Source organism: Stenotrophomonas maltophilia (assembly GCF_002799245.1).
Lineage (GTDB): Bacteria > Pseudomonadota > Gammaproteobacteria > Xanthomonadales > Xanthomonadaceae > Stenotrophomonas > Stenotrophomonas maltophilia_S.
On the sequence record NZ_NEQV01000010.1, the window covers coordinates 1 to 26,029 of the forward strand.

Annotated in this window: 25 protein-coding genes; 9 read left to right on the forward strand and 16 right to left on the reverse strand. The window is 66.8% G+C overall.

What is annotated here, in order from left to right; translation table 11 throughout:
- The first annotated feature begins 256 nt into the window (after nucleotides 1–256).
- Complete coding sequence (locus tag B9Y64_RS21255; protein WP_100442344.1) at nucleotides 257–1,693, forward strand: serine hydrolase domain-containing protein; 1,437 nt, start codon at nucleotides 257–259, stop codon at nucleotides 1,691–1,693.
- A 102-nt stretch (nucleotides 1,694–1,795) separates the two neighbouring features.
- Here B9Y64_RS21255 and B9Y64_RS21260 read toward each other — a convergent pair whose 3' ends face one another.
- Nucleotides 1,796–3,352, reverse strand: a complete 1,557-nt coding sequence (locus B9Y64_RS21260) for an FAD-dependent monooxygenase (RefSeq protein WP_100442345.1) — start codon at nucleotides 3,350–3,352, stop codon at nucleotides 1,796–1,798.
- A gap of 402 nt (nucleotides 3,353–3,754) precedes the next feature.
- Here B9Y64_RS21260 and B9Y64_RS21265 point away from each other — a divergent pair, with 402 nt between their 5' ends.
- Nucleotides 3,755–5,863: a TonB-dependent receptor family protein gene (locus B9Y64_RS21265; protein WP_100442346.1), complete on the forward strand. Its 2,109-nt coding sequence runs from the start codon at nucleotides 3,755–3,757 to the stop codon at nucleotides 5,861–5,863.
- Nucleotides 5,864–5,909: 46 nt separating this feature from the next.
- Here B9Y64_RS21265 and B9Y64_RS21270 read toward each other — a convergent pair whose 3' ends face one another.
- The 4 genes from B9Y64_RS21270 to B9Y64_RS21285 form a co-directional block, all read right to left on the reverse strand.
- Nucleotides 5,910–6,428: a hypothetical protein gene (locus B9Y64_RS21270; RefSeq protein WP_100442347.1), complete on the reverse strand. Its 519-nt coding sequence runs from the start codon at nucleotides 6,426–6,428 to the stop codon at nucleotides 5,910–5,912.
- A 194-nt stretch (nucleotides 6,429–6,622) separates the two neighbouring features.
- On the reverse strand, nucleotides 6,623–7,357 hold the full coding sequence (locus B9Y64_RS21275; protein WP_406753775.1) for a hypothetical protein: 735 nt from the start codon (nucleotides 7,355–7,357) through the stop codon (nucleotides 6,623–6,625).
- Nucleotides 7,358–7,555: 198 nt separating this feature from the next.
- Complete coding sequence (locus B9Y64_RS21280; RefSeq protein WP_100442349.1) at nucleotides 7,556–7,939, reverse strand: nuclear transport factor 2 family protein; 384 nt, start codon at nucleotides 7,937–7,939, stop codon at nucleotides 7,556–7,558.
- Nucleotides 7,940–7,992: 53 nt separating this feature from the next.
- Nucleotides 7,993–8,568: a TetR/AcrR family transcriptional regulator gene (locus B9Y64_RS21285; protein WP_100442350.1), complete on the reverse strand. Its 576-nt coding sequence runs from the start codon at nucleotides 8,566–8,568 to the stop codon at nucleotides 7,993–7,995.
- Nucleotides 8,569–8,638: 70 nt separating this feature from the next.
- Between B9Y64_RS21285 and B9Y64_RS21290 the strand changes: the two genes are divergently transcribed.
- Complete coding sequence (locus tag B9Y64_RS21290; RefSeq protein ID WP_049458716.1) at nucleotides 8,639–9,184, forward strand: thioesterase family protein; 546 nt, start codon at nucleotides 8,639–8,641, stop codon at nucleotides 9,182–9,184.
- Between the two features lie 3 nt (nucleotides 9,185–9,187).
- Here the strand turns inward: B9Y64_RS21290 and B9Y64_RS21295 are convergent, their stop codons facing one another.
- Complete coding sequence (locus B9Y64_RS21295) at nucleotides 9,188–9,910, reverse strand: hypothetical protein (RefSeq protein ID WP_238379962.1); 723 nt, start codon at nucleotides 9,908–9,910, stop codon at nucleotides 9,188–9,190.
- Nucleotides 9,911–9,977: 67 nt separating this feature from the next.
- A complete protein-coding gene (locus B9Y64_RS21300; RefSeq protein WP_100442351.1) occupies nucleotides 9,978–11,108 on the reverse strand; it encodes an agmatine deiminase family protein in 1,131 nt (376 codons plus the stop codon).
- Between the two features lie 104 nt (nucleotides 11,109–11,212).
- Here B9Y64_RS21300 and B9Y64_RS21305 point away from each other — a divergent pair, with 104 nt between their 5' ends.
- Nucleotides 11,213–12,097 carry a LysR family transcriptional regulator gene (locus B9Y64_RS21305; RefSeq protein ID WP_100442352.1) on the forward strand — a complete coding sequence of 295 codons (885 nt, stop codon included), beginning with the start codon at nucleotides 11,213–11,215 and terminating at the stop codon, nucleotides 12,095–12,097.
- On the opposite strand, the gene B9Y64_RS21310 is transcribed toward B9Y64_RS21305, so the two are convergent.
- On the reverse strand, nucleotides 12,030–12,854 hold the full coding sequence (locus B9Y64_RS21310) for an SGNH/GDSL hydrolase family protein (RefSeq protein WP_100442353.1): 825 nt from the start codon (nucleotides 12,852–12,854) through the stop codon (nucleotides 12,030–12,032). The genes B9Y64_RS21305 and B9Y64_RS21310 overlap by 68 nt on opposite strands.
- A gap of 48 nt (nucleotides 12,855–12,902) precedes the next feature.
- A complete protein-coding gene (locus tag B9Y64_RS21315; RefSeq protein ID WP_100442354.1) occupies nucleotides 12,903–13,868 on the reverse strand; it encodes a DUF2268 domain-containing putative Zn-dependent protease in 966 nt (321 codons plus the stop codon).
- 138 nt (nucleotides 13,869–14,006) lie between these two features.
- Between B9Y64_RS21315 and B9Y64_RS21320 the strand changes: the two genes are divergently transcribed.
- The gene (locus B9Y64_RS21320) at nucleotides 14,007–14,990 is read left to right on the forward strand and encodes a hypothetical protein (protein ID WP_100442409.1); all 984 of its coding nucleotides are present in this window, start codon (nucleotides 14,007–14,009) and stop codon (nucleotides 14,988–14,990) included.
- 13 nt (nucleotides 14,991–15,003) lie between these two features.
- Here the strand turns inward: B9Y64_RS21320 and B9Y64_RS21325 are convergent, their stop codons facing one another.
- The 4 genes from B9Y64_RS21325 to B9Y64_RS21340 form a co-directional block, all read right to left on the reverse strand.
- A complete protein-coding gene (locus B9Y64_RS21325; RefSeq protein ID WP_100442410.1) occupies nucleotides 15,004–15,324 on the reverse strand; it encodes a hypothetical protein in 321 nt (106 codons plus the stop codon).
- Between the two features lie 118 nt (nucleotides 15,325–15,442).
- Entirely contained in the window at nucleotides 15,443–16,210 is a 768-nt protein-coding gene (locus B9Y64_RS21330) for a hypothetical protein (protein ID WP_100442355.1), read from the reverse strand.
- 90 nt (nucleotides 16,211–16,300) lie between these two features.
- Nucleotides 16,301–18,763, reverse strand: a complete 2,463-nt coding sequence (locus B9Y64_RS21335) for a S9 family peptidase (protein ID WP_100442356.1) — start codon at nucleotides 18,761–18,763, stop codon at nucleotides 16,301–16,303.
- A 162-nt stretch (nucleotides 18,764–18,925) separates the two neighbouring features.
- Nucleotides 18,926–19,255 carry a hypothetical protein gene (locus B9Y64_RS21340; protein ID WP_100442357.1) on the reverse strand — a complete coding sequence of 110 codons (330 nt, stop codon included), beginning with the start codon at nucleotides 19,253–19,255 and terminating at the stop codon, nucleotides 18,926–18,928.
- Nucleotides 19,256–19,831: 576 nt separating this feature from the next.
- On the opposite strand from B9Y64_RS21340, the gene B9Y64_RS21345 reads away from it, so the two are divergent.
- The 4 genes from B9Y64_RS21345 to B9Y64_RS21360 all read left to right on the forward strand — a co-directional run bounded on the left by B9Y64_RS21345 (nucleotide 19,832) and on the right by B9Y64_RS21360 (nucleotide 23,016).
- On the forward strand, nucleotides 19,832–20,335 hold the full coding sequence (locus B9Y64_RS21345; protein ID WP_238379963.1) for a hypothetical protein: 504 nt from the start codon (nucleotides 19,832–19,834) through the stop codon (nucleotides 20,333–20,335).
- A gap of 12 nt (nucleotides 20,336–20,347) precedes the next feature.
- Nucleotides 20,348–21,799, forward strand: a complete 1,452-nt coding sequence (locus B9Y64_RS21350) for an XVIPCD domain-containing protein (RefSeq protein WP_100442359.1) — start codon at nucleotides 20,348–20,350, stop codon at nucleotides 21,797–21,799.
- Between the two features lie 70 nt (nucleotides 21,800–21,869).
- Entirely contained in the window at nucleotides 21,870–22,646 is a 777-nt protein-coding gene (locus tag B9Y64_RS21355; RefSeq protein WP_100442360.1) for a HipA family kinase, read from the forward strand.
- Nucleotides 22,624–23,016 (forward strand): DUF3037 domain-containing protein, encoded by a 393-nt coding sequence (locus tag B9Y64_RS21360; RefSeq protein ID WP_100442361.1) that lies wholly within the window; start codon nucleotides 22,624–22,626, stop codon nucleotides 23,014–23,016. Before B9Y64_RS21355 ends, B9Y64_RS21360 begins: the two co-directional genes overlap by 23 nt.
- A 16-nt stretch (nucleotides 23,017–23,032) precedes the next feature.
- Here B9Y64_RS21360 and B9Y64_RS21365 read toward each other — a convergent pair whose 3' ends face one another.
- From B9Y64_RS21365 to B9Y64_RS21375, 3 genes are all read right to left on the reverse strand, one after another.
- Nucleotides 23,033–24,463, reverse strand: coding sequence for a serine hydrolase domain-containing protein (locus B9Y64_RS21365; RefSeq protein WP_100442362.1), 1,431 nt, complete (start codon nucleotides 24,461–24,463; stop codon nucleotides 23,033–23,035).
- Nucleotides 24,464–24,527: 64 nt separating this feature from the next.
- On the reverse strand, nucleotides 24,528–25,034 hold the full coding sequence (locus B9Y64_RS21370; protein ID WP_100442363.1) for a DUF4952 domain-containing protein: 507 nt from the start codon (nucleotides 25,032–25,034) through the stop codon (nucleotides 24,528–24,530).
- Nucleotides 25,035–25,084: 50 nt separating this feature from the next.
- Complete coding sequence (locus B9Y64_RS21375) at nucleotides 25,085–25,990, reverse strand: LysR substrate-binding domain-containing protein (protein ID WP_100442364.1); 906 nt, start codon at nucleotides 25,988–25,990, stop codon at nucleotides 25,085–25,087.
- Nucleotides 25,991–26,029 lie beyond the last annotated feature (39 nt).

Sequence of the window (26,029 nt, forward strand, 5' to 3'; positions counted from 1 at the left end):
CGACGTTAAGGTGCGGGATGGGGATCGCTCGGCTCGTCTGTCGGCTGGTACCCGCAGATATCATGTTGACGGTCCCTCCACCCTGGCTCCTACATACCTCGTAGGAGCCGGGAGGAACATACAAGCCATGCTCGGCTCAATGCCTGACGGAACAGCAGCCGAGCACGGGCTCGGCTCTACAGCACCCGGCCTGCGCTGCTTGACCGCCCCGGCGCTGCTGACCAAGATGCGCCATCGCCGCTGACGGATTACTGCGATGTACCGTTCTCTTGCTGCCGCGTTGCTCTGCGCCCTCTTCGCCGTTCCGGTTGTTTCGGCGCGTGAATCCCCTGGCGATCTTTCCCATCAGCTCGACGCCCAGCTGCAGGCCAACCGTGAGCGCTACGGTATCGCCGGCCAGGCGGTACTGGTCGCACACAACGGCCAGGTCCTCTACCAGGGCGCCAGCGGTGAACGCGATCCGGCGACCCACACACCGGTCACCGTTGATACCGTCTTCGCTGCACAGTCGATGGCCAAGCTGCTGACCAGCACGCTGGTGATGCAGCTGGTGGATCAGGGCAAGGTGGATCTGGACGCGCCGGCCAGCCGCTACGTGCCGGACCTGCCCGCTGCCTGGCAGGCGATCCACGTGCGCGATTTCCTCAACCACAGCTCCGGCATCGCCGAGTACTACGACCGGGTGGACAACCGCTGGGTAAGCAAAGGCTACGCCGGTGTCGCGCCCGATCTTGCCGCTGCGCTGAAAGTTGCCGCAGCTGCGCCGATGCAGTTCGCCACCGGCAGCCGCGTGCAGTACACCCAGGCCAACTACCTGGTGCTGGTGGCGTTGCTGGAGGCGCACTACCGCAAGCCCTACCCGGCCATCGCACGCGAACGCATCCTGCAGCCCTTGAAGATGGCCAGCACCTCGTGGGGCGTTGCCAGCGTGCCGGCCCAGCGCGCGGCGGTGCCGTACATCGGCAAGGCCGGCGCATTGCAGCCGGCCAATGAAGACCCGTGGCCGAACTACGGCTGGGGCCATGCCGATCTGCAGACCACGGTGGGTGACATGAACCGTTTCCTGCAGGCGCTGGCGACCGGCAGGCTGGTGCGTACAGCGACTCTGGAAACGCTTTGGCAGCCGCAGAAACTGAGTGGTGGCGGCAGCAACTTCTTCTCCACCGGGTGGGACACCATCCGCAACGACGGCTACACCCAGGTCGGCCACGATGGTGGCACCCGTGTGCGTGCACGGCTGGCCTACAAGGGCACGCTGGCCAGCGGCTACTGGGTGTTCGTGTACCTGACCAATGGCAGCGCCCGCAATGTCTGGTCGAGCACGCTGGTGGAGAGCACGATGGCGGTCGCCGCGCCCGGGGAGTTTCCGCACGCGGTGCTGTCCGAGCGGCTGATCGCGTATGCGCTGGATGACAGCGTCGATGCGGATCAGCAGATGCACCGCTGGCTGCGCGACAGCAATGGCGTTCCCAGCGGCGAACTGGAGCGTGCGATCAATGCCGGTGGCTACGCCATCCGCGAAAGCCTCGGTGCCCGCAAGGCATTGAAGGTGTTCACCCTCAACACCGCGCTGTATCCGGAATCGGCCAACGTATGGGACAGCCTGGCCGAATGCCATGCGGCGCTGGGCGAAAAGGAAATCGCCGAGCGGCTGTACGCGAAATCCAAGGCGCTGGCGCACCCCTCCCTGTAGAGCCGGGCGATGCCCGGCTCTGGCTTTGGCAGGCCATCGAGTCGCACCGAAAATCAGCCAGGCACGGCTCGCCTCTTCATGAGGCGAGGCCAACGCCCCCGCTCAGTCGATGCAGGCGACGGTGCGCAGCACCGACTCCATCATCGCTGTGGCTTCGTCTCCGGCCTGCTGCTGGCGCCAGGCCACCACACCATCCGGGCGCACCAGCGTCGCACCCTCCGGCCCGATGCCGAAGGCATCACGGAACGCCGCATCGTCATCGGTCTGGATGTCCCCGCCCAGCGCCAGCACGTCAAGCGGCAGACCGAGGCCGACCGCGGCCTCGCGCGCGGCCCGCAGCCAACGCTGCGATCCACTGACCAGGGTGAAGTGCTGCACGAACAGGTCCACGGTCGAGACCCGCGCTCCCGCCTTGCGCACCCACACGTGCGGTGCTCGGGTGCCGGGCTGGCCTTTCCACGCGTCCGGCGCAGCCGCAGGTGGCAGCTCGGCGCCTGCGCCGATCACCACCGGGGAGCGCTGCAACTGGCCCAGCTCCATCGCCGCGTTGCCGTACAGCACAGCGTTCACCGGCGCACTCACCCAGCGCGCGTAGTCCGGCCGGGCGAAGGTCTGCTGGTGGCGCAGCCAGCCGATCGGTTGACGCTCGTCGCTGTAGCTGTCGAGCAGCGCGGGCGCGGATACGCCGGCCAGCACAAGCTGCAGTTTCCAGGCCAGGTTCCAGGCGTCATCGATACCGGTGTTGGCACCGAAGCCACCACGCGTGGGCGGCAGCTGATGGGCCGCGTCGCCCAGCAGGAACACGCTGCCATCGCGATAGCATTCCGCGATGCGCCCCGCCATTTCCCAGCGCCCGGTGGCCAGCAGCTGAACCGGCATGTCCGCACCGAGTGCGCTGCGCACGGCCTGCAACAGTTCATCATCGCTGCGCGGTTGGTCATCGTTGAACATCAACACCCAGCGGCCGTCGCCATAGGTGGTCAGGAACGCCTGCAGATCCGGCTGCGTGATCTGGAACTGCTGGACTCCCCGGGCCAGGTAGGCATCGGCCTGCTCGCAGCGGAACAGAACGCTGCGAAGCGTGCGCAGATGACCGACACCATGCCGTGCGATGCCCAGTTGTTCGCGCACCGGGCTGTCTGCACCATCGCAGGCCAGCAGATAGCGGGCGTGGATCTCATGGCGTTCACCTGTGCTGCCGTTCTCCAGCACCGCGACCACGCCATCCGCTGCCTGTCGCCATTGGAGCAGGCGATGGCCATAGCGCAGATCAGCCCCCCGCGCGAGCGTGGCTTCACGCAGGATCGGCTCGAGCCGGTCCTGCGCGATGGCCGCCCCGGTGCAGGGCGAAAACGTGCCCGGCGGGGTTTCGTGCTCGCCCGGCGTCCAAGGCAGCACCTCGCCCCACGCACCGGCAAGGCTCTCGGCGGTGACCCGCCGCAGGCGCGTTTCAGGTGGTGTCTGCGGGATGGCGCTGTCCAGGCCGCAGGCCCGGAAGTACTCCAGCGTATGCTCGGTGAAGCCCATCGCACGCGGATGCGGGGCGCTACCGGCGTGCTTTTCCACCATTACATGCGGAACACCGCGCAGGGACAGGAACAGGGACGCGGACAAGCCGACAAGGCTGCCGCCGACGATGAGGACGGGGGTGTGATGCATGGAAGAACTCCAGTTCGACAGTGCCGCAGGCAACGGCAAAGGACTGTGGTGGCTTCCACAAGGCGGTGCGCAGGTGCGGGCACGCGATGACAGGAAGCGGCACATGTCCGCCTTCTGTCGTGGTCCGCGGCCCGGAGGGGCTGGATTGTGGCCACAGGGGCTCGCCCTGCAGCTGGCCGGGGCTCACCACGCCGGCCCACCATTTTCGACCCCGCCATGGTGCGCGCAGGGCGCGCCGGTCGCAAGCCGGTGGCCGGCTCCGTTGGCGATCGGTCAGCGAGCGCCGCCAAGCGTGGGTTGGGTTCCGCAACAGCGCGTGGCCGCCATAGGCGACCAAGGGGTGACGTGGCTCCCACGAGCTGTTAACTTGCGCGCCACTTTCGTGGTTTACAGCATTTCCGCATGACGCTCTCGCCGTACCGCCCCACCCCCTCACTGCTGTTCCTGGCCGTTTCCCTCGGCCTCGCTTCCACTGCCGCTGCCGCCCCGCAGGCGACTACGCTCGATGCGGTGCAGGTCACCGCTGCCGATGCCAGCGCGCAGGCGCGCGAGGCGCTGAAGCGCATACCCGGCGCCAGCAACGTCATCGACATGGCCAAGGCCGACAGCCGACTGTCCAGCACTGCCGATGTGCTGGCCTACCAGCCGGGCATCAGCGCGCAGTCACCGGGCAACGAGGGCACCAAGGTTTCGATCCGTGGCTCGGGCATCAACCGGGGCCCGGGCGCGCATGCCTCGGGCATTGCCGTGTCGATCGATGGCCTGCCGCTGACCGGCCCGGGCGGCACGCCCTACGAGCTGCTGGAACCGCTGTGGCTGTCGCGCGTGGAAGTGCTGCGCGGCGCCAATGGTTTCGAGCGTGGCGCGCTGGCACTCGGCGGTGCCATCGACTACGTCAGCCGCAGCGGCCGCGATTCGGCGGGCGTGCAGCTGCATTACGAAGCCGGCAGCCGTGGCTACCAGAAGCGTGGCATCAGCTGGGGCGGCGTCAGTGGCGATGTCGATTACTTCCTGGCCTACACCGATACCGAATTCGACGGGTACCAGCGCCATGCGCGCGGCGATGGCAAGGGCGCGATGGCCAACATCGGCTGGCAGATCACCCCCGACCTGCAGACGCGCTTCTTCGTGCGCTACCGCGAGACCAATCACGAAACGCCCGGTCGCCTGACCCGCGACCAGATCCGCAACGATCCGCACGCCGCGAACGCGGCCAACCTGGCCATCGATGCACGCCGCCCGCAGCCGGGCAGCACCTGGGTGGGCAACGTCACCACGCTGCAGATCGATGAGGATTCCTCGCTGCAGGCCGGGCTGGTCTATCACAAGTACCCCATGGACTTGAACGAGAGCCTGTACCGCCAGCAGCTGGGCTACGCCAACCTCAATGCCACGCTGGACTACCGCCACCGCCACCGGCTGTTCGGCCTGGACAGCGAAACCACGGTCGGCCTGCGCGTCACCCACGATCTGGACGCCGATGTGCGCGAGTCGCTGCGCTTTGCCAGCAACGGCTATGCCGCCGGCACGCGCACGCGTGACTTCCGCCACCACGGCACCGACAGTACGCTGCACGTCAGCAACACCCTCGCTTTCAGTGACCGCCTGCGCATGCAGACTGGACTGGCGCTGATCAACACCCGCCGCGATGTACAGGTGACCTGGCCAAGCAGCGGCGGCCGCCTGCGCGACCACGACTGGGACTACGCGCCACGACTGGGTTTCACCTGGCAGCACAGCGCCCAGACCCAGTGGTTCGGCAACCTCAGCCGTTCGGTGGAGGCTCCGCACCCGTGGTCGATGATCTGGGGCTCGAACCAGTACTTCGGGCCGGGCAATGGCCCGTCCACCGGCCGCCAGCGCGCGCCGGTGCCGATGCAGAACCAGACCGCCACCACGCTGGAACTGGGCGCGCGTGGCGACGCTGCGCTGGGCCGCTGGGAGCTGACCGGCTACTACGCACACGTGAACCACGAACTGCTGAGCGTCGAGCTGCAACCGGTGCCGAACCTGTTCATCGCCGAGAACAACGCCAGCCCCACCGTTCACCGCGGCGTCGAAGCCGGGTTGGACAGCACGCTGTGGCAGGCTGCGCCGGGCCGCCTGTCGCTGCGCCAGGCGTATACCTTCAGCGACTTCCGCTACCGCCACGACGCGCGTTTCGGCAGCAACCGCCTGCCCGGCCTGCCGCGCCACGCGTACCAGGCCGAGCTGCGCTTCGATCACGCATCCGGCCTGTATGCCGCGCTCAATACCGAATATGCCTCGCGCATCGCCGTGGACTACGCCAACAGCTACTGGGCCGACAGCCATGTGATCTTCGGCAGCCGCATCGGCTACGACGCACCCGGTGGCCGCTGGCAAGCCTGGGCGGAGATGCGCAACATCGGCAACCGCCACTACGCCGCCACGGTCACGCCGGGCTACGACGATGCCGGAAAGGATGTCGCGCGCTCGACCCCGGGCGAAGGCCGTGGCGTCTATGCAGGCGTGCGCTGGCGCTTCGAGTGATTGCCGCAGGCGGCGCCGGCTGTGATCCGGCGCCGTCGTTCCAGGGTCAGCCGATACGCCAGGCCGGCAGGCGTTCACTGCGCTTCCAGATGGAAGGCGCGAGGCCGATCAGCACCAGTGCCGCCAGCCACTTCGGCGACGTACTCAGCAGCGTCGAACCGAGCGAGCCGTCGCTGGGTGCGAGCTGCTCCTGCCACGGGTTGTAACCCAGGTAGAGGATGCTGCCGGCCCACCACAGCAACGCCGCGCCGATGCCCACCAGCAGCAGGGCCAGCGTGCGGCAGGTCCAGCGCTGCGAGGTGGTGCCCCATTCCCGCGACGCCGCGATCAGCAGGCCCACCACCAGCAGCGACACCAGTGCCACCAGGCCGATATCGACCTTCGGTCCAATCCGCTCATAGCTGCAGGCCCGGCATCGCGCCTCTTCCGCGGCGGTGGCGGCTTCGGCGCCATCGGGCTGTCCGGCTGCGGGCTGCGCCAGTGCTGCAAACGGCAACAACACCGCCAGCAGCGTCACCATGATCCAACGAAACAACGTCCTGTTCCTGCGTGCAGCGACATCCATGCGCTCTTCCTCGTCAGTGGTTGTGTGTTTCAACGGGCGCCCGTGCCTCCGGCGCCCCTGTTCCCGATGCAGTACGACAAGCTCCCCATAGGCGAAACCGCCAGCACATGACTTCCGGGCGACCGCGATCATAGCCCACGGCCTGTTGCTGCTGAAAACAGGCCACGGCAGGGCCCGGTCAGCACGCAGCCTCATTACATCGCCTGGATCACCTGCAGCAGATGGCTCGCACCTGGCGCGAGCTCCTGCGCGAGCCAGCCCAGCACGGCGAAAAACAGCAGCAGGCCGAGCAGCGGCCAGATCGTATGCGACACGCATACCCGCCACCACCCCTGCTCCTGCATCCCCTGCATGCGCCGGTACAGGCCGCCGGCAATGGCCGCGTCCACCAGTAGTTCGGCCATCAGTACCGGTGCTGACCACACCACCCACACGCTGGCCAGCAGGACCGTCGCCACCAGAGCGACGATGCCGAGGATGGCCAGCAACGGCAGGCCGGCTTCGTCTTCGGCCAGCCCGGCCAACGGCAGCTCTCCGGCATCGCCACCGCTCACCGATGCCGACTCGTTCCAGGATGCCGATGCACCGCCGCCACCGGAATGGCCACCGGCACCGCTCCACGGTGATTCCACGGCGCTGCCGCGTGGCGACGGGCCACCACCGCCCACATCCGGCGACAGCCCATCCAGTACGTTGTCCCAGCGCCAGCGGATCCAGATCCACATCAGCAGCAGGAACACGCCGTAGGCCAGCAACACGGCCATCGGGTAGCGCAGCAGCATCGCGTCGAGACCGGCCAGGCGCAGCAGGTGCGAGGCAAGGAAACCGGCCGCGCCGGTCAGGGCGACGATCAGCGCCATCTGCAGGCGTGGCCAACCGCGCTGCTGCAGGTGCCGACGCGCGCGCACGACTTCGCTGCCGCGGTTCATCGGCAACTTCAATGGGCGAGGTGAACAATGGCGCGAGCGCTTCATGCCGCCGCCAGGGGGCGGAAGGCAGCGCGGCCAGGGACTTCGGGAACCTGATACTGCATGCGGACATCCTTGCCGGGCACGCGTAGGCGGTGATGGGCGGATTCTACCGCGGGCAGGTCCGCTGTCCAGACAGCGCTCCCATCCGGGCGATCCTCAGCTGCGGTCGATGATCCGTTCGATGCGGCCATCGGCGAACACGAACTCGCTCTGTCCCTGCAGTTCCAGCTCGGTGCCCGCACGCGGTCCATCGGGAACATCCTGCGCGAACACGCCGCGCCAACCGATCGTTGCGGTCGCCTGGTCACCATCGAACACCAGTGCCAGCAAGCGCTGTTCGCGCTCCCGGAACAGGGGCGCAGACTGCCGTGCCAGTTCGCCAAAGGCATCGATGCCTTCGGTGACCATCGTCAGCTGGCCACCACTGTGATTCTCGAAGCGCACGTTGTGCGCCAGCACAGCCAGCATGGCGTCGATATCGAAGCGGTTGTAGGCCTGCAGGTAGTGCTCGATCAACTGACGGCGGTGCGGTTCGTCCATGGCGGCATCCAGTCGTGGGCTGCTGGCGAGTCTCGCCTGCCCGCAGCGGTCGATCAAGGCCGCGCGGCCGCCTTCAGCAGCTGCGCGGCCACCTGGTCGAACGGGGCGATGTCCTGCAGCGCGCGGCACATCGCCACCGCGCCTTCCACGCTGGCGATCACCAGGCTGGCCAGCTCACCCGCCGCTGCCGGGGCATGCCCTTCGGCGACGAACGCCGAGGCGAGGTGGCCCTGCCAGCGCGCGAACACCTCGGCGGCAGCGGCGCGGGGTTGGCTGAGCGTCGCCTCCAGCGGTTCCTCCACGGCCGCAGCCAGCACCGGGCAGCCGGCGCGGAAATCAGAGCGCAGCAGACGCTCGCGCCACATCGCCAGGAACTGCTGCAGGCCCTGCACCGCGCCCGCCTTCAACAGCTCCACCAGCAGCGTCTCCACCTTGTCGCCGGCCATGTGGGTGGCGCGCGCCAGCAGCTCCTGCTTGCCGCCGGGGAAGTGATGGTAGGTCGAGCCCAAGGGCGCCTCGGCCAGCTTGGTTACCTCGCGGATGCTGGTGGCATTGAGGCCCACCCTCGCCAGCATCTGCGCTGCGGCATCGATCACGCGCTGGGGGGCATCGGACGGTCGCGGGCTCACGGCGGGGCTCCTTGCTAAGACGATCGTCATAGATTAGCGTACCGGCCGTTCTATAACAGTCGTCATAGCCATGAATCTCTGGTTCCGCCTGCTCCATCTGCTGCTGTGCAGCCTGTTCCGGCCGAAGCTGGACGCCCCGTTCGGGGTCTCGCGGCTGCAGTTCCGGGTGCTGCCCAACGACCTGGACAGCAACCTGCACATGACCAACGGCCGATACTGGAACATCTTCGATCTGGGCCGGCTGGATCTGATCCTGCGCATGGGCCTGGGCCGGGTGGCGCTGCGCGAGAAGTGGGCGCCGATCGTCGGTGCCGGCACCATCCAGTTCCGTCGCGAGCTGAAGCCGTTCCAGCGCTTCACCCTGGAAACACGCCTGGTGGGCTGGGTCGGCTCGCGGGGCATCATGGAGCAGCGGGTGCTGATCGGTGCCGAGCAGAAGATCGCCACGCGCGCGCTGCTGGTCACCGGCATCTACGACCGCCGTGCGCGACAGTTCCTGGGCATGCCGAAGATGATGGAAGCGATTGGCGTGGTCGCACCGCCTTCGCCGCCCCTCAGTGCGGCCGCCGAAGCGCTGCTGGCGGCCGATGCGGCGTTGAAGCAGGACGACGCCTGATCCTCAGGGAGCGGCCACGGGCATCGTGTGCTGTGCGCGCGATACGACCTGGGTGCGCCCTCCCACATGCAGCACGTACTCGAAGGACTGCCGCATGCGGCTGTATGCGCCGCCCTCCGGCACGCCATAGTTGGCACCCACGCTGAGGGTATGCCGGCCCGGCGGCAACGGCTTGAGCATCACCCAGTAGCCGTCGGCGGCGGCCAGCCGTGAGTGTTCGTCGCCGGCATCCATGCGGAAGCAGCCGTCACTGCGGACCCGATGCCTGCGCATGTCGCCCAGTGGCTGGCCATCCAGCAGCACCACTGCACTGATCAGGTAATCGTTGTTGACCGCCGCCCCGGCCTGCAGCTCCTTGCAGGACACATGCTCGTCCACCTGGTAGTGCGCCATGTTGATGATCGGCAGCAACAGGTACTTGCCGGCCGGCACCACGCATTCGCGATGCGGCTGGAAGCGGCCGTTGGTGCCTGCCAGGTTCCAGACCGGGCCTTCCTGGCCCACATCGCACACACGGCCATCCGGGTCGAGATAGGGCGCGCCGCCCTGGCTGTCGGCCCAGCGCCACCAGCGGGCGGTCCATTCGGCCAACGCAATGCCGCCCACCGGTTCACGCGTCAGCGGCGACGGCACTGCCGTGCCTGCGCTGAATGCCGGCACGGCAGCCAGCAGCAAGGCCACCGTTGCGCCGCCGCGGCGCAGCCACCTCTGGATTCCCTTCCGCATCACCCACCCCATCGTCCCTGGCGGCCACGCTGCGTGGCCGGCTGCCACGCCACTGTACCGTGACGGACTAGACCTTCGGCATGTTCTTGGTCACGCAATGGATGCCGCCACCGCCACCGGCGATGGCGTCGATATCCACCTGTTCGATCACGCGGCCGGGATACATTTCTTCCAGCAGTTCACGGCAGAAGCCATCGGCATCGTCGTCACCGAACTGCGGCGCGACCACCGCGCCGTTGATCGGCAGGTAGTTGATGTAGCCCATGGCCAGATCGTCGTTGTCGCGGGTATGCACGTTGTCGCGCCCGTCCAGTGGCGGCGGCAATGTGTGCACCTGCAGGCGACGGCCATCGGCATCGGTGGCCGCGCGCAGGATGTCCAGGTGCTCACGGGTCAGATCGTGATCGTAGGACTCCGGATCATTGTCCAGGTTGGCGATCACCACGCCCGGCCGCACGAAACGCGCATAGAAATCCACGTGCGCATCAGTGATGTCCTCGCCGGCGATACCGGGCAGCCAGATCACCTTGCGCAGTCCGAGGTGGTGCTTCAGCTCCGCCTCGATATCGGCGCGCGACCAGTCCGGATTACGGTTGCGGTTCACCCAGCAGCTCTCGGTGAGGATCGCGGTGCCATGGCCGTCGACTTCAATGCCGCCGCCCTCGCCCACCAGATCGCTTTCCAGCAGCGTCGCGCCGGTCACCTGCGCCAGCCATGGCGCCACCGCGCCATCATTGCGAGCGCTCTGCTTGCCACCCCACCCGTTGAAGTTGAAGTCGACCAGGCCCAGCCCGCCCTGGCCATCGGTGACGAAGCAGCCGCCGTAGTCGCGCACCCAGATGTCATCCAACGGCACCTCGAGAAACTCGATGTTGTCGCGGCCGCAGCGGTCCTGGGCCTGCTTCAGCTGCGCCGGGCGGCACAGCACGCTGACCGGCTGGTGGCGGGCGATGGTGCGGGCCAGGCGGGCCACAGCGGTATTCACTGCATCGGCCTGCGCACCCCAGACCCGCGGCTGCGCGGCGAAGGCCAGGAAGACGCGTTCCTGCGGGCCGTGCTCGTCCGGCATGCGCCAGACGCCCGCACCCGGCCCCGCTGCGGACACGCGGCCTGGAAGCCCCGCCAGGCCGAGGGCGGCCAGGCCGCCAAGACCGGCGGCGCCCGCCAGCTGGGTGAGGAAATGACGACGGCTGCTCATGACGGGCTCCAGGGCCGGTGTGGGATGGGGACTATGCTGCGCTTGCCCACCCATAAGGACAAACGATAGATTCAGCCATCAATTGAACAGTTCTTCTTATCAAAATGCTTAAGCACTGGCCCCCGCTGAATGCGCTGCGTGGTTTCGAGGCCGCCGCCCGCCTCGGCAGCTTCCACCGTGCAGCGGAAGAACTGCACCTGACCCAGTCAGCCATCAGCCAGCAGATCCGGGGCCTGGAGGCGTCGCTGGAGCAACCGCTGTTCTTCCGGCAAGGCCGCAGCGTCACCCTCACCGATGCCGGCATCGACCTGCTGGAAACCACGCAGGCGCTGCTGCGACAACTGGCCAGCGGTATCCGCCGGCTCGATCAGTACCGCAAGCCGAATCAACTGATCGTCAACACCAGCCCGGCCTTCGCCCGCCATTGGCTGGTACCGCGCCTGGCCAGTTTCCACCACCTGCATCCCGGCGCCGACCTCTGGCTGCTGACCAGCGAGGACGCACCGGACATGACCATGCAGACGCTGGACGTGGCGGTGCGTGACGACCTCGACTCACAGGCGCAGTGCCAGCATCGTGTGCTGCTGCAGGACCGTCTCTATCCGGCCTGCCATCCGGCCCTGCTTGCCACGCCTGTGCACGAACGCCTGACCCTGCATGGCGAGCGCGAAATGGACTGGAGCCAGTGGCAGGTACAGGGCGGTGCCGACGTCGGCCAGCGCCGCGAAGGCATGAACTTCTCCGAGCCGGGGCAGTTGCTGGATGCCGCGTGCCAGGGGCTGGGGATCGCGCTGGTCAGCGAACTGCTGGCAGAACGCGCCTGCGAACAGGGGCTGCTGCAGCCACTGGATGATGCACGCGTGCGCGGCCCGCGCTGGAGCTGGCTGGTGCACGAAGACAGCACAGCCGATCCGCTGGTGATCAGTTTCTGTGAGTGGCTGCTGGCGAACCTGCCCGCTGAAGCGGCTTCTGCTGCAGCGCGCGATTGACTGCCGCCTCGGCCAGCGGCGCCATCACCGCATATCCCTTCGCAGTGGGATGCACGCCGTCGTCGGCCAGCTGCGGGTCCAGGCCGCCGGCCGCATTGGCCATCGGCGTGTAGTAGTCCAGATAGACCAGCTGCTGCGCATCGGCATAGCGCTTCAATGCCGTGTTCAATGCCCGTACCCTGGGCGCGGGCGATGTGCCCGGCAGCCACGGGTAGTCGCTGACCGGCAGCACCGATGCCAGCACCACACGAATGCCATGCGCGCGGGCCAGGTCCACCATCGCGTGCAGGTTGTCTTCGATCATCGCCTGCGTGGCCGGGCCTGTGTTGCCAGCAATGTCGTTGGTGCCGGCCAGGATCACCACCACCTGCGGTTTCAGGGCCAGCACGTCCTGCGGGAAACGCACCAGCATCTGCGCCGTGGTCTGGCCACTGATACCGCGGTTGAGCCAACCGTTGCCCGGGAAGAACGCCGCACTGCCTTCCCTGCCCCAGCCTTCGGTGATCGAGTCACCAAAGAACACCACGCGTGGTTGCCCCGCTACGGCGGCAGGCAGCCGTGCGTTGGCATCGCGGTAACGCTGCAGTTCCGGCCAATCGGCCAGGCGCTGCTGCATGAAGCGCACTTGGTCCGGACGCAGGCGCTCGACAGGTTCCAACAGCAACGGGTTGATGGCCGGTGCATCGGCGGCCGACCCGTGGGCAGCCAGCGCGATACCGAGGGCAAGCGCGGCCAGGCCGACGGACAAGGAACGCATGGGGTCTCTCCCTGGAGGTCCGGGCCAGTCTAGCGCGTGGCCCTGCGCTTACCGCGCCGCCGACCGCGCAGCCACACCCGTCACCTTGGCCGGCATCCACATGCCTGGGGTCCAGCCGCTGGCGGCCAGGATCGCCTTCGGGTTGTCCTGCTGGATCAGCGCACGCACCGCATCGCGCTTGTTGCTGGCCTGCAGGTAATAGGCCTTGGCGATGCGGTAGCCCACCCAGTACCCGAGGTCATAGGGCTCCTGCGATCCGGGCTTGTAGTTGTACAGCCACGGCGACAGATCGATGCTGTCCACATCCAGCGCGAAGGCGCTTTCGATATGCACTTCCCGGCCACGGGTCCAGGCGGCATGCCGACCGTTGCCGACGTTGCCGGAAATCAGTTCAGCAATGAACTCGGCGATGCCTTCGCCCAGCGAAACACGCAGCACTGTCGCATGCGCGTCTCCCGGCTCGAAGTCGGTCAAGCCGGTCTGCTGGATGTGCACGTACTCGTGCGCGATCACGTGCACGAAGCGGTCCTGCACGTTGGGATTCATGAAATCGGCTGCGCACAGCGCTTCCAGGCCGATGATCACCCCGCTTTTCGAGGTCAAACCGACCGGCCGGCCACGGCCGACCGCGATGGTCACCGGCGGAAACGTGGCCTGCGGATAGATTGCCTGCAGGTTGCCGAACACCTGCACCAGGCGCTGCTTCACCGCCGGCAGCTCCGCCAGGCAGCTGCGGCCCTGCGCGTACAGCTCCGGCTGGCTGGCAATGGCCTCGGCAATACGCTCGGGCGTCACCCGGCGAGCCTTCGCCAGCTCACCCAGGCCTGCACTGCCTTCAGCCAGGTAGCCGGCCAGCTGGGCAACAGTCGGCTTGCCGCCGGTACTGTCGTAGAGCGCGTAGAAGCGGCTGGCATCGGTGGTGAGGATCTGCGGTCCCGGCGGGGTAGCCGCCGACGCCACGCCAACCACCCCGGCACAGGCCAGGGCAAGCAGGCAACGCAGGAGAATGGACATCGCTCCGTCCTTGGTGGAGTGCATGCGAAGCGCGCAATCTACCACTCCGCCCCGGCCGCCGCAGCCGGTACATGCAGGCCCTTCGGGGCTGTGCCAGACTCACTCTGGCACCTGCCACGGATGATGGAGCACCGCACGATGATGATCGTTCCCGCGTACTGGGCCGAAGCCCGCCTGCAGGCCCGTTTCCGTGGCCGGCCGGTGGTCGTGCGCCGCTTCGGCTGGTCCGACGAAGGGCCTGCCGAAGCCCAGGCCCACGCTGACACGCGGGCCAATGAAGCCCTCAATGCGATCATCGCCGGACAGCAGCTTCCGCGCCGCGAAGTGCGCAGCAACTATGGCGTGGAGGGCGTACCGATCCGCGAGCAGATCGTGCAGCGCGACGGCGACGTCATCATCACCCGCAACAGCTACGGCGCGCTGTGCCTCAACAGCCCCGACGTGCTGTTCGCCGACATCGACCATGCGCAGCCGCCGGCCGGATGCGTGATACCGGCCATCGTCGCGGCGGTCGTGCTGCTTGCCGGCGCGGTCATTGGCACCCTGCTCTGGCACTGGCTGGTGGGCCTGGTACTCGGCGTGGCGGCAGTACTGCTGGTCAACGCCGCGCTGCTGATGCGGAGGAAACAGCGCCTGGCCGCCGCCGGCGGTGCTGAAGGTCTTGCGCTGAAGCGCGTGGACGCCTTCAGCGCACAGCACCCCGATTGGCACCTGCGCACCTACCGGACGCCGGCCGGGCTGCGCGTCCTGGCGATGCATGCCACGTTCTCGCCCGAGCAGGCGCTGGCGCAGGACTTCTTCAAGGCGCTGGGTACCGATCCGTTGTACGCACGCATGTGCCGCCTGCAGCATTGCTTCCGTGCGCGGCTGAGCCCCAAGCCGTGGCGTGTCGGCCTGCGATACCGCATCCGCCCGCCAGTGGCGGCCTGGTCATCCGAGCAGGCCAGCAACCCGGATCGTCTGGCCTGGATTGCCGATTACGAAAAGAAGAGCGCCGGCTTTGCCGCGTGCACCTACCTGCGCAGCTACGGCGATACCACCCGCGTGCATGCCAAGGCCGAACATGTGCGCGAACTGCACGACCGGCTGTCACACGCGCAGGACCGGCTACCGCTGGCGTGAGCGCAGCAAGCGCTCAGTCCACGCCCTGCACGAACGGCTGCCCTGCCAGGGTAGTGCCCAATCGCATCTCGATCTGCTGCCCGCCCTTTTCGAAGGTTGTTGCGCATTGCTTGGCGCCCTTCTGGCATCCGACTTCCGGAAAGCCCTCAAGTGACTCGGGGGCGCCCTGCACCCTGCTCGCCTGCCACCCTGCCGCATCCAACAGGCGCTTGGCCTTGGCATACGGCATGCCGGCGACAATGCCCAGCTGCGTCAGTTCGGACGGCAACGGTTGGGCCGATGCCCATGAGACAGGGATCAACGACAGCATTGCAGCAAGAAGGATCGCTTTCATTGCATCGACCTGAAACAAGCACACGGACTCAGACTAGCCCATTTGCATGACGGGCGAATGTGCTGGTAACACGTTGTTACCGGGTCTCCACAGTCGACGGCATAACGCGCCTGAATGGTCATCTGGCACTGACTTCGCGCCCAGGGGCGCAGCCCAACGCCTCCAAAGCAAGCTCGTTGCGCAGCCGGCCCTGCAGCCATCCGATCTGGAAGCGCTGGCGTGAGCGCTCACCCTTCGGCAGCAACGCATTCAGCGCTTCGCTCAACGCCGGCCGCCACTCATCCGGCGTGCGAGCCAACACCTGGTGATCGAAAGTGGGCGAAGACAGCCGCTTCCACGGCAGCATCATCACCTTCTGCGAGGTCGATACAAGCACCACGTCCGGGCGACCCGATCGTTTCACTACCACGGTCATCAAGGGACCGTCATCGGTCCACATGCCTTCGAAATGCCGTGCGACGCGCCATTGCAGGTCGTGCGTGGCCAGCGACTGTCGTGCCCACTCCTGTTGCCGGGAAAACGAGCATTTGGACTCCGGAATGCGGCGCAGGCCGGGATCCAACGCCAGCATCGCCGGCCGGTCCAGGCGCGCGGCGATCCGTTCCACGCTGGCCCGCCGGGTCAGCGCAGGTGCCCCCAGTGCCGTCTCGAACGCGGTCATCGCACCGGCCGACAGCAGAACCGGCAATCGCGCTTTGGCGCCAGGCGTCTCGGCAATCTGTACGCGGGTGACCACGCCACGCGCATCGCGCTGAATGAGCCAACGTTCCGAAACACTGCCCCAGCCATACCAGTCATACGTCACCTGGACACTCATTGGTGATGGAGAGGCCATCGCGGCGGGCGCAGCGCTCAACATTGCCAGTGCCAACAACCACGTCTTCATCGGGCTTCCTTACCTCGGGCCAACAGCAGCCGAGCATGGCTCGGCTCTACAGAATGCAGGAAGGCCGCCCTTTGGCGGCCTTCCAGATCCTTACTTTGCGTTCTTCACGTAGGTGTCGAACCAGTTCAGCATTTCCGACACCAGCTGCTCGTTCGATTCCAGCGCGGTATACCAGTGCGGCTCGTTCGGCAGCATCACCAGGCGGGTGGTGCCGCCGTTGCCGCGGATCGCCTGGTACAGCTTGCGCGACTGGAACGGCTCGGTGCCGGGGTTGGCGTCGTCCTCGCCGTGGACCAGCAGCAACGGCAGCTTGATCTTGTCGGCATAGAAGAACGGCGACGCCTTCAGGTACACGTCCTGCGCCTGCCACACCGAGCGGCGCTCGTTCTGGAAGCCGAACGGGGTAAAGGTCTTGTTGTACGAACCGCTGGTCGCCACACCGGCCTTGAACAGCTTCGTGTGCGCGATCAGGTTGGCGGTCATCAGGCCGCCATGGCTGTGACCGGTCACGCCGATGCGGTTGCGATCGACCACGCCCATGTCCACCGCCTTGTCCACTGCCGCCTTGGCGTCAGCTTCCAGCTGCTCCAGGTAGGTGTCGTAGGCGTTCTTCGGGTCACCCACGATCGGGAACGAGGCGTTGTCGATGATCGCGTAGCCGGCCAGCAGCATCAGGCGGTACGGTTGCAGACGGGTGAAGGTCTGCTGCGAACCGGACACCTGCCCTGCCTGCGCGGCGTTGGCGAAGTCGGCCGGATAGGCGTACAGGATCGCCGGCACACGCTGGCCTTCCTTGTAGCCCGGCGGCGTGTACAGGGTGAACGACAGGTCCACGCCGTCGGCGCGCTTGTAGGTCACCAGCTGCTTCTTGATCTGGCGCACTTCCGGGGTCGGGTCGACCAGCTTGGTCAGCGCGGTTGCGGTGGAGGCGAACTGAGCCTCGCCGGCCTTCGCGTCGGCCACCGCATCCCCCTGCTGGCGGATGAAGGCATTCGGCGGATCGATCACCGACTGGTGCCAGGTCAGGTAGCGGCCCGGCGTGCTGCTGAACCCGAGGAACTGCTCGTAGGCATCGGCGCTGCTGCGGAACAGGCGCTCGCTCTTCAGTGTGCCCAGGTCCAGGCGGTCGAGGAACGGACGGTCGCCCTGCGGCGAGGCGCCACGGCCGCTGAGGAATACATGGTTGCCCTCGCGGCGCACGACCCGCGCGCCATTCGGCAGGCGGGTGAAGACCAGGTCGCCGGGGTTGCCGTACAGCTCATCGCTGGACATGTCCCACAGCAGGCGGCCTTCTTTCTTCGGCTGGTCCACATCGACGATGCGGGTCTGCATCCAGTGGCGGTTCTCGTCGTTCTCGTACTGGAACGCCACGGCAGGATCGGCGGTCCACGCGTAGCCTTCGAAGCGCTGCGCAGTGCGGGTGATCTCGACCGGCTTGCCGTTGAACGGCGCCTTCAGCATCAGCACGCGATCGCGATGCGGCACGTTGACCTTCCAGTCGCCCTTGTCCAGTGCTTCGGCATAGACCAGGGTGGCCGGATCGGTGGCACGCCAGTCGAAACCGCGCGGGCCTTCCGGCACGCCGTGCACCGGCACGCGGTCGGCCAGCGGCAGGCTGGCGATCGCAGTGCTGCGCCCGCTGCTGATATCCAGCACGGCCACGTCGTTGGCAAAACGCTGGTAGGTCACCGCGTGCGAATACGGTGCCTTGATCGATTCGGTCAGCACGTGCACGCCATCGGGTGCGGCGCTGACATCGTTGAACAGTGCCGGCTGGCCGACCGGACGCACGCTGTTGGCGGCGGTATCGACCACGGCCAGCTGCGAAGCGCCGTAATAGGCAAACAGCTTTTCGTCATGCACGCTGGTCAGCGTGTCGCGGGCTTCATAGGTACTGCTTTCACCACTGCTGCCCAGCGACTCCTGAGCGTCCGGGCCGGTCGGCACGCCACCATTGGACGGCGCCGGGCCCTGGTTGGCCGGAACCAGCTTCACCAGCAGGTTCTGGCTGCTTCCCAGCCACTGCACGGTATTGCCGAAGATCGGGTTCAGCTGCACGTTCGGCACCTGCTTCACCTGGCCGGTGGCAGCATCGCCCACCCACAGCTGCACGCTGGTATCGACCGCATTCTGGAAGGCGAAGTGGCTGCCGTCGGCCGACCACAGCGCGCCGGTGGCACAGCCCTGCGGCAGGTTGACCTTGGTCTCCTTGCCACTGCCGATGTCGACCAGGGTGAAGTCGGCCACGCAGGCCGGAATGCCATAGCCGCCGGGAGTGTCATGGCGGCTGCGGTTCTTCGGCTCCAGGCGCACGCCGGCCAGCTTCAGGTACGGCTGGGCGACGCGGCTGATCGACGGGTAGGTCTGCGCGGTGGTCAGCAGCAGGCGCTGGCCGCCCGGGGCCACGTTCGGTGCCGGCGGCGGCGGGGCCTTCAGCACCTTGAGCAGGTGTTCCGGCGGCTTCGCGTAATCGGCCAGCGCCGGGCCTGCGGCCAGCAGGCCGACGGTGGCAACGGCAACAGCCGCCGCCAGAGAGGTTCGACGGATCAGCATCCTTATCCCCTGGGTGTGAGTGGATACCCGGAATCGGGCATGGACCCGAATCTAGCACCGCAGGGGCACGCGTGAATGGGCCGGAAGGACTAGTGGCCGGATGGGGCAAAGTGCCGTGCTGGCAGGCGCCGGCGGCCGGCGCCTGCCAGCCATGGCCAGGTACTACTGCTGGGCGTGCAGGTCCCAGGTGGCCAGGTAGTCCGGGTCGACCACGATCATGCCGCTGCTGCGCATGCGGTACTCACCTGGCTCGGCGGGCTGGTAGTGATCGAGCATCGGCGGCAGGTAGCGCTCGTGGCCATCATTCTCGTCGGCCAGTACCACGCCTTCGACGGCGCTGATGCGCAGCACCGTACCCGCGTACTGTTCCAGCCCCTGCACCTGGCCGTCACCGCCATAGCGGGTCACGCCGACCAGCACCACCTTGCCGATCATTTCCTCGACCTTGGCATCGTCCAGGATCGGCAGCATGGGAGTGAATTCGTCGTTCATCGGTGCACCTCCAAAGCCTGCAGGAACATCGTGGACAAGGCACCTTCCGCGCGCGGTGGCCACCGGCGGCATCGCAAGGTGCACACTGAAAGCGGGTATCCAGGGGAATCGCAGCGCCGGCACACGAATGCCGGTTCCGCGAGGATGGGTGTGGGCAACTGGTGCGTACGGCGGCCATCCTTGCCGGCAGAGTGACCGTATCAGGCCAGGGTCAACACCACGCGTTGCATAGCGTGCAGGATGATGCGTGACAGCTGCGCTGTAGCGGCATGACAGCCTCCCGTTGAAGGTTACACGCGGGTGGAATGCTCCATTGACGCCGATGCTGCCATCGGCAACGGAAGGGTGAAGTGAAGACTGCGCCGCATTTTCCCCTCCCTGCCGTTTTCGTGCGAATCAATTGCGCTTAACCTCTGCTTCATCCGGCGGCCCCTAGGGTCAGCCTTCAATCTGCAAGGAACGCACATGCCCCGGTACGCATTCATACGACCGTGGACCATCGCTTTGTCCGTGGCCACGCTCTGCGCCTGCGCACATGCCGCTGACCGCACGCCGACTTCTCAAGGAACCGACACCATGGCCCCCTCCGTATCCGAGACCACCCCGCCTTCGCTTGATGCCGGGCAGCTGCTGCTGCGCCTGCTGGACCTGATCAAGACCACGACCTCCACCCGCGACCTGACCGCCGAACGCCTGTCTGCCGCAATGCAGGCACCGGCACAGACCTTCGGCCCCGGGCACTTCGGCTACGGCGGCACACTGACCCCGGAATGGGGCTACGGCCTGGAACTGAAGCGCGCCGGCGCCGCCGATGCACGACTGGACCTGAACTTCATCGACACCAGTGCCGGCCGCAAGGCCTCGGCTGCAGCCATCTGCCAGATCGACTTCAACCACTTCGCCTCGGCACTGGATGCGGCGGGTTTCAAGCGCCAGACGGTGCGCGGCGAACACGGCCGGGTGATCCATGAGCGCTTCAATCGACCGCAGCTGAGCATCAAGGTCGACACGATGCCAGAGAACCCCAACGCCACCGGCGATGCCACGCATGCCTGCGTGCGTCTCGTGACCGTGCAGTAAGGGGAGGCAGCAATGACGACCCTTTCAGCAGAAACCGAACGCCTGCTGGGCGAGTTCGCAGGCAAGACCGACGTCACCACCGACCAGGTCGACAACCTGCGCAGGATCATCGCCGAGTCCCCTGTCCTGGCAAAGCAGGTGGACGCTGCCATCGCCGCAGGCCACCTGAAGCACTTCGAACTGCAGCCGGCCGAGACCAACGCAGGTGGCACCTACCTGGGCGATACCAAGTCAATCGCGCTGCCCGCATCGGCGCTGTCCACGCCAGCGGCGCCGGACACGCTGGATGCGGCGGACCTGACCTTCGTGCTGGGCCACGAAATCCAGCATGGGTTCAACCACGCAGGGACTGAGCGTGCGCTGGAGCAGTTCGACGCCGATCTGGCGGAGGTTGCCGGTCGCCCCACCGGTCATGACTACACCGAGGCGATCGGCACCCTGCTGGCCGCCAACCGGCGCGATGAGGCCTCGGCCAACATCGAGGGCTGGAACGCCCTGGCAAGCCGGGTCCGGGCTGCCAGGCCGGACGCCACGCTGGGCGACCTGTACGACGCCAGCACACGCTCGAAACAGTTCGTGGGCCTGCAGCCGGGTCCGCCGGTCACCTATGCTGCGCACCCCGACCTGACGCTCAACGATGACCTGAGCATGACCGCCACGGCAGCCAACATCGAAGGCATGGGCAAGCACTACTACGACGAGGGTGTGAGCTCACGACTGGGCCACAACAGCAATTCGGATTACCAGAACTACTACGGTTCCTACGCCATCAGCCTCGCCTGCCAGTATGAAGCGGTCAATCCGGCGCCGGACGGCATCAGCCGGATGGAGGTCAACATGCGGAAGCTGGGCCTGCAGGAGAGCCTGCTGGAGCAGAACGGACTGGACTTCGGCGAGGCTTCGCCTCCGCGCCAGCCGTACTTCGATACCAGTACCTCGCCATCCACGCTGCGCTACTTCGACCACACCGCAGCTACGCACGTCCACGTGCCGATCACCGCGCAGCCACCCGGCAACACGCCGGTACAGCCGGCGGGTGCCGACATGCCGAACGTCCTTCCGGAGGGACGTGACCGTTCCCTGCATGAGCAGATCCGCGGCAAGGTGGCCGAACTGGATGCCGCCAACGGGCGCAGCTTCGATGCGTCCAGCGAACGCCTGAGCGCCAGCCTGCTGGTGCTGGCCCGCGAGAACGGGCTGGACCGGGTCGACCACGTGGTGCTCAGCCAGCAGACCGGGGGCGCGGCCGCGGCGCAGAACATCTTCGTGGTGAAGGGGGCGCTGGATGATCCGTCCTCCCTGCGCGCGCACTCGCCCACCGCAGAGGCGGCGCAGCGCCCGGTGCAGGAAAGCCTGGACAATCTCGCCGTGGTCAACCAGCGACAGGCCGAACAGGCCTCGCAGGAACAGACCCGCCAGCGCGAACAGGTGCAGGAACAGCAGCGCAGCGCGTTGTCGCACTGAGGGCAGACGGGAGGGAGCCGCCGCGGCATGGCCCGGCGCTCCCGCCCCGGCAGCACGCTAGAATGCGTCCATGCGCACCGTACATGCCCTCCGCTACATCACCCCTCTGCGGGAAGGCGGCTCCCTGCCCGCCGTGGTCGAGACCGACGACGACGGGATGGCCGTGCTGAAATTCCGTGGCGCCGGCCAGGGCCCGAAAGCGTTGATCGCCGAGCTGATCGCCGGCGAGATGGCGCGCACGCTGGGCCTGCCGATTCCGGAAATCCTGTTCGTCGAGCTGGATCGCGAGTTCGCACGCACCGAGCCCGACCCGGAGATCCAGGAGCTGATCCGCGCCAGCGAGGGCCTGAACCTGGGCCTGGACTACCTGCCCGGTGCGATCAATTACGATCCGGCGGCCATGCCGGTGGATGCCGACCTCGCCTCGCGCATCGTCTGGTTCGATGCATTCACCAGCAATGTCGATCGCACCACCCGCAACCCCAACCTGATGGTGTGGCACCGCAGGCTGTACCTGATCGACCACGGCGCGGCGATGTACTTCCACCACGATTGGGCCAACGCCGGCGACGCCTGCGAAAAGCCGTTCGTGTTGATCCGCGATCACGTGCTGCTGTCGTTCGCCAGCCGCATCGCCGAGGTGGATGCGGAGCTGGCTGCACGCCTGACCGATGCCGAGATCGAGCGCATCGTCGGCCTGGTGCCGGACAGCTGGTTGCTGGGCGAGCCGGCATTCGACAGCCCGCAGGCCTACCGCCAGGGCTATATCAACTATCTCAAGCATCGCCTGAAAGTGCGTGCGGTGTTCGTGCAGGAGGCCCTCCGTGCCCACGCTGCACACGTATGACTATGCGGTCATCCGCGTCGTGCCGCGGGTGGAACGCGAGGAGTTCATCAACGTCGGGGTGATCGTCTCCTGCCCCGGCGCGCGCCATCTGGAAGCGGCCATCGCGATCGATCCCGAGCGCCTGCGTGCCTTTGCGCCAGCGCTGGACCAGGACGCGCTGCAACCGTGGCTGGATGCGATCGTCGCCATCTGCCGTGGCGACGCCAGCGCCGGACCGATCGCGCAGCTGCCCGCGCGCGCCCGCTTTCACTTCCTCACCGCCAAGCGCAGCTCGGTCGTGCAGATGTCCAGCACGCATGTCGGCCGCACGGCCGATCCGGCGGGCGTGGTGGAACACTTGATGGCGAAGATGGTGCGGGTGCCGGAATGACCGGTACCTGCCACGGTCACAGTGGCAGCCTTCGCGCGATGTAGTTCACCACGTTACCGATCGCATCCGGATCGACATTGGCCAGGCCGACGATCACATAGCCCTGCGCGGGCAGCACCACGATGGCACTGTTCGATCCAGGTGCACCGCCTTCGTGGCCGTACTGGTGCTCCCTGCCCTCGCCCTGCACCACGAAACCAAAGCCATACCAGCCTTTGTGGTTCTGCGCCGTGGTGGCCTGCCGTAGCAATGCAGGCGAGACCAGCTTCCCGCTTTGCAGTGCCTCGGCAAACTTCATCATGTCGGCCACCGTGCTGTAGCCACCCCCGGCTGACATGCCGCGCCAGGGCAGCGACTTCGTTTCACGGACCCATTGCCCATCCTGCTTCGTGTAGGCGACGGCACGCTTCGGAACGCTCACAGTTTCAGGCTCGAAGCCGGTGCCGGCCATGCCCGCCGGCCGCAGGATGCGCTCCTCCACATACGCGTAGTACGACTGCCCCGAAACGGCTTCGATGATGCGTCCCAGTACGATGAAGCCATAGTTGGAGTAACTGTCCTGGCTGCCCGGCGTGAACTGCGGTGCATCCCTGGCGAAGCGCTGCACGTAGTCGTCCAGGGTCTTCAGCGACGCCGAATACTGCTCGAAATCATCGCCGAAGAAATCCCCCAGGCCACTGGTATGTGACAGCAGCTGGCGCACGGTCACGCTGTTGGCGACGGCCTTGTTCGGATAGTCCGGCAGGCACTTGCCGATCGTGTCATCGAGTCCGAGCTTGCCGGCCTGCACCAGCTGCAGGATCGCCACGGAGGTGAACATCTTGTTGGAGGACGCAAGGCGGAACTGCGTATCCACGCCCACTGCAATTCCGGCGGTGCGATCGGCATCGCCACCGCGCCAGTCCAGCAGCAGCTTTCCGTTCCGTGCCACCTGCAACGCACCCGACAGCGCGTCCTGCGCCCGCAGCGCCTCCAGTTTCGCTGCCGCATCGGCCATCAAGGCAGGCAGTTCAACCCGTGCCGGCTTGTACTTGTCCGGCGTTTCAGTGCCTTCGATCCGGAACTGCTTCAGCTGCGCCGGGTTGGCCGGGTCCATGACCGCCGTCACCCACATCGCACGTTCGCTCAGCTGGCCCATTACCAGCCGCTTCTCCTGGCCGGGCGCGCGCTCGATTGTTTCCAGTACGCTCAGCGGGCCGGTGCTCCCGCGGAACTCAAGATAGTCCTTGGGACTGCTGCCTTCCTTCTTCGCATATCTGTCGGCGAATGCCTGCAGTGCATCGAGGCTGCCTGCATTGAAGGCCGCAAGCCAGTCATCGATGGCCTCCTGCGCGCGTGGATGCGCACGCTCGCCGAAGGCTGCGCCCACTGCCGGAAAAGCCGAAAGGGTCATCAACACCGAACAGGCCAGTACATTGCAGAGAAGCAGGCGTCCAACAGCCTTCATGGCAGCTCCTTCGCGGGTATCCCTGGACGCATCCTAGATGATGGGGCGGCCCGCTGCATCCACGCTAGGGACTCTGCCGCAACACCTCGACCGTGACGGTGAATGCCTCGATGCGATGCCATTCGCTCCGCGCATGCGGCAGCGATTCCACGCCCATGCCGATCTGGTATCTCATCCCATCCGGGCCATCGCGCCAGTAGTACGGCGCGCCATTGCTCCAGCCGCAGCAGACGTAGCGCAATGCAGGCATGCCAAATGTCCGGCGCAGATAGGCTTCCACCTGTACTGCCTGGGCGCCGGGAACGCGGTAGCGGGCCTGCATGGGCTTGATGTAGGACGCGTCATCCTGGCTGCAGCCCAGGTATTCCAGTCCCGCAGGCTTCCGGCCCATCGCCTGCAGGAAATCCTGGCATTCGATATCCGGCCGTGCCAGGCCGTCCGCACGCCCCTGCGCTTCCCACGCGGCCAGTGCCTGCGCAGGCGCCTGTTGCGCAATCACGCTGGCGGCGAACAGCAATGCTGGCAGCGCCAGCAGCAGGCGCGCACCACGCAACGGCAATCGGGGCAACATCCCAGGGCGATCCTTCGCAGACGGTCGCGGGAATGCTAACCGATGCCGCGCTATGGCCGCGCCATCGTCTGCTCGCTGAAACGTGCCACGCAGAAGTCCAGGAAGCTGCGCAGCTTGGGCGTCAGCTGGCGGTCGCGCGGATACACCAGGTTGATCCACGTCGACACTGGCACGTAGTCCGGCAGCACTTCCACCAGATCACCACGCGCCAGCGCGGCGGCGAGCATTTCGTAAGGCTGCAGGATCAACCCCAGCCCGCCGACGGCCGCTGTCAGCAGCGGCTCGGCCTGATTGACCATGAAGCGGCTGGACACCGGCACGGTCAGCACGCTGCCGTCGGCATCACGGAAGCTCCAGCGGGTGCGGATGATCGAATGCGCGAAACCCAGGCACTCGTGCCGGCTCAGATCGGCCGGATGGACAATGGCCGGGCGCGATGCCAGGTAGGCCGGCGACGCACACAGCACCAGCGGATACCGCCCCAAACGTCGCGCCACCAACCCACTGTCGGCCAGATCACCAGTACGGAACACCAGATCAAAGCCGTCTTCAACAATGTCCACCAGGCTGTTGGACAGGTTCAGATCGACCTGCACGTCCGGGTACTGCTGCAGGTAGGCCACCACCGCCGGCCCCAGCGCATGCACGCCGAAGGTGACCGGGGCGCTGATGCGCAGGCGCCCCATCGGCCGTCCGCGCGCCACTTCGGCCAACTGCTCGGCGCCTTCCACTTCCTCCAGGATCACCCGCGCGCGGGCCAGATAGGCCTGGCCGAAGTCGGTCAGGCTCTGCTTGCGCGTGGTGCGGTTGAGCAGGCGCACGCCCAGGTGCTGTTCCAGCGACTGCACATGTTTGCCCACCAGCTGCGGCGACAGGTCCAGCGCGTCGGCAGCAGCGGCGAAGGAGCCGACCTCGGCCACTTTGACGAAGGTCCGCAGGGGAGCGATCAGATCCATTGCAAACAATTGGTTGTCAATGAAACGCAAGATTACCCC

Bases quoted from the DNA above. Each gene is read 5' to 3' on its own strand.
- B9Y64_RS21295 (WP_238379962.1), bottom strand. From the start codon at position 9,910: ATGCGGAAGGGAATCCAGAGGTGGCTGCGCCGCGGCGGCGCAACGGTG.
- B9Y64_RS21310 (WP_100442353.1), bottom strand. From the start codon at position 12,854: ATGCGTTCCTTGTCCGTCGGCCTGGCCGCGCTTGCCCTCGGTATCGCG.
- B9Y64_RS21370 (WP_100442363.1), bottom strand. From the start codon at position 25,034: ATGTTGCCCCGATTGCCGTTGCGTGGTGCGCGCCTGCTGCTGGCGCTG.
- B9Y64_RS21280 (WP_100442349.1), bottom strand. From the start codon at position 7,939: ATGGACGAACCGCACCGCCGTCAGTTGATCGAGCACTACCTGCAGGCC.
- B9Y64_RS21325 (WP_100442410.1), bottom strand. From the start codon at position 15,324: ATGAAAGCGATCCTTCTTGCTGCAATGCTGTCGTTGATCCCTGTCTCA.
- B9Y64_RS21375 (WP_100442364.1), bottom strand. From the start codon at position 25,990: ATGGATCTGATCGCTCCCCTGCGGACCTTCGTCAAAGTGGCCGAGGTC.
- B9Y64_RS21300 (WP_100442351.1), bottom strand. From the start codon at position 11,108: ATGAGCAGCCGTCGTCATTTCCTCACCCAGCTGGCGGGCGCCGCCGGT.
- B9Y64_RS21265 (WP_100442346.1), top strand. From the start codon at position 3,755: ATGACGCTCTCGCCGTACCGCCCCACCCCCTCACTGCTGTTCCTGGCC.
- B9Y64_RS21340 (WP_100442357.1), bottom strand. From the start codon at position 19,255: ATGAACGACGAATTCACTCCCATGCTGCCGATCCTGGACGATGCCAAG.
- B9Y64_RS21270 (WP_100442347.1), bottom strand. From the start codon at position 6,428: ATGGATGTCGCTGCACGCAGGAACAGGACGTTGTTTCGTTGGATCATG.
- B9Y64_RS21345 (WP_238379963.1), top strand. From the start codon at position 19,832: ATGGCCCCCTCCGTATCCGAGACCACCCCGCCTTCGCTTGATGCCGGG.
- B9Y64_RS21255 (WP_100442344.1), top strand. From the start codon at position 257: ATGTACCGTTCTCTTGCTGCCGCGTTGCTCTGCGCCCTCTTCGCCGTT.
- B9Y64_RS21275 (WP_406753775.1), bottom strand. From the start codon at position 7,357: ATGAACCGCGGCAGCGAAGTCGTGCGCGCGCGTCGGCACCTGCAGCAG.
- B9Y64_RS21290 (WP_049458716.1), top strand. From the start codon at position 8,639: ATGAATCTCTGGTTCCGCCTGCTCCATCTGCTGCTGTGCAGCCTGTTC.
- B9Y64_RS21305 (WP_100442352.1), top strand. From the start codon at position 11,213: ATGCTTAAGCACTGGCCCCCGCTGAATGCGCTGCGTGGTTTCGAGGCC.
- B9Y64_RS21365 (WP_100442362.1), bottom strand. From the start codon at position 24,463: ATGAAGGCTGTTGGACGCCTGCTTCTCTGCAATGTACTGGCCTGTTCG.
- B9Y64_RS21320 (WP_100442409.1), top strand. From the start codon at position 14,007: ATGATGATCGTTCCCGCGTACTGGGCCGAAGCCCGCCTGCAGGCCCGT.
- B9Y64_RS21335 (WP_100442356.1), bottom strand. From the start codon at position 18,763: ATGCTGATCCGTCGAACCTCTCTGGCGGCGGCTGTTGCCGTTGCCACC.
- B9Y64_RS21260 (WP_100442345.1), bottom strand. From the start codon at position 3,352: ATGCATCACACCCCCGTCCTCATCGTCGGCGGCAGCCTTGTCGGCTTG.
- B9Y64_RS21330 (WP_100442355.1), bottom strand. From the start codon at position 16,210: ATGAAGACGTGGTTGTTGGCACTGGCAATGTTGAGCGCTGCGCCCGCC.
- B9Y64_RS21350 (WP_100442359.1), top strand. From the start codon at position 20,348: ATGACGACCCTTTCAGCAGAAACCGAACGCCTGCTGGGCGAGTTCGCA.
- B9Y64_RS21315 (WP_100442354.1), bottom strand. From the start codon at position 13,868: ATGTCCATTCTCCTGCGTTGCCTGCTTGCCCTGGCCTGTGCCGGGGTG.
- B9Y64_RS21355 (WP_100442360.1), top strand. From the start codon at position 21,870: ATGCGCACCGTACATGCCCTCCGCTACATCACCCCTCTGCGGGAAGGC.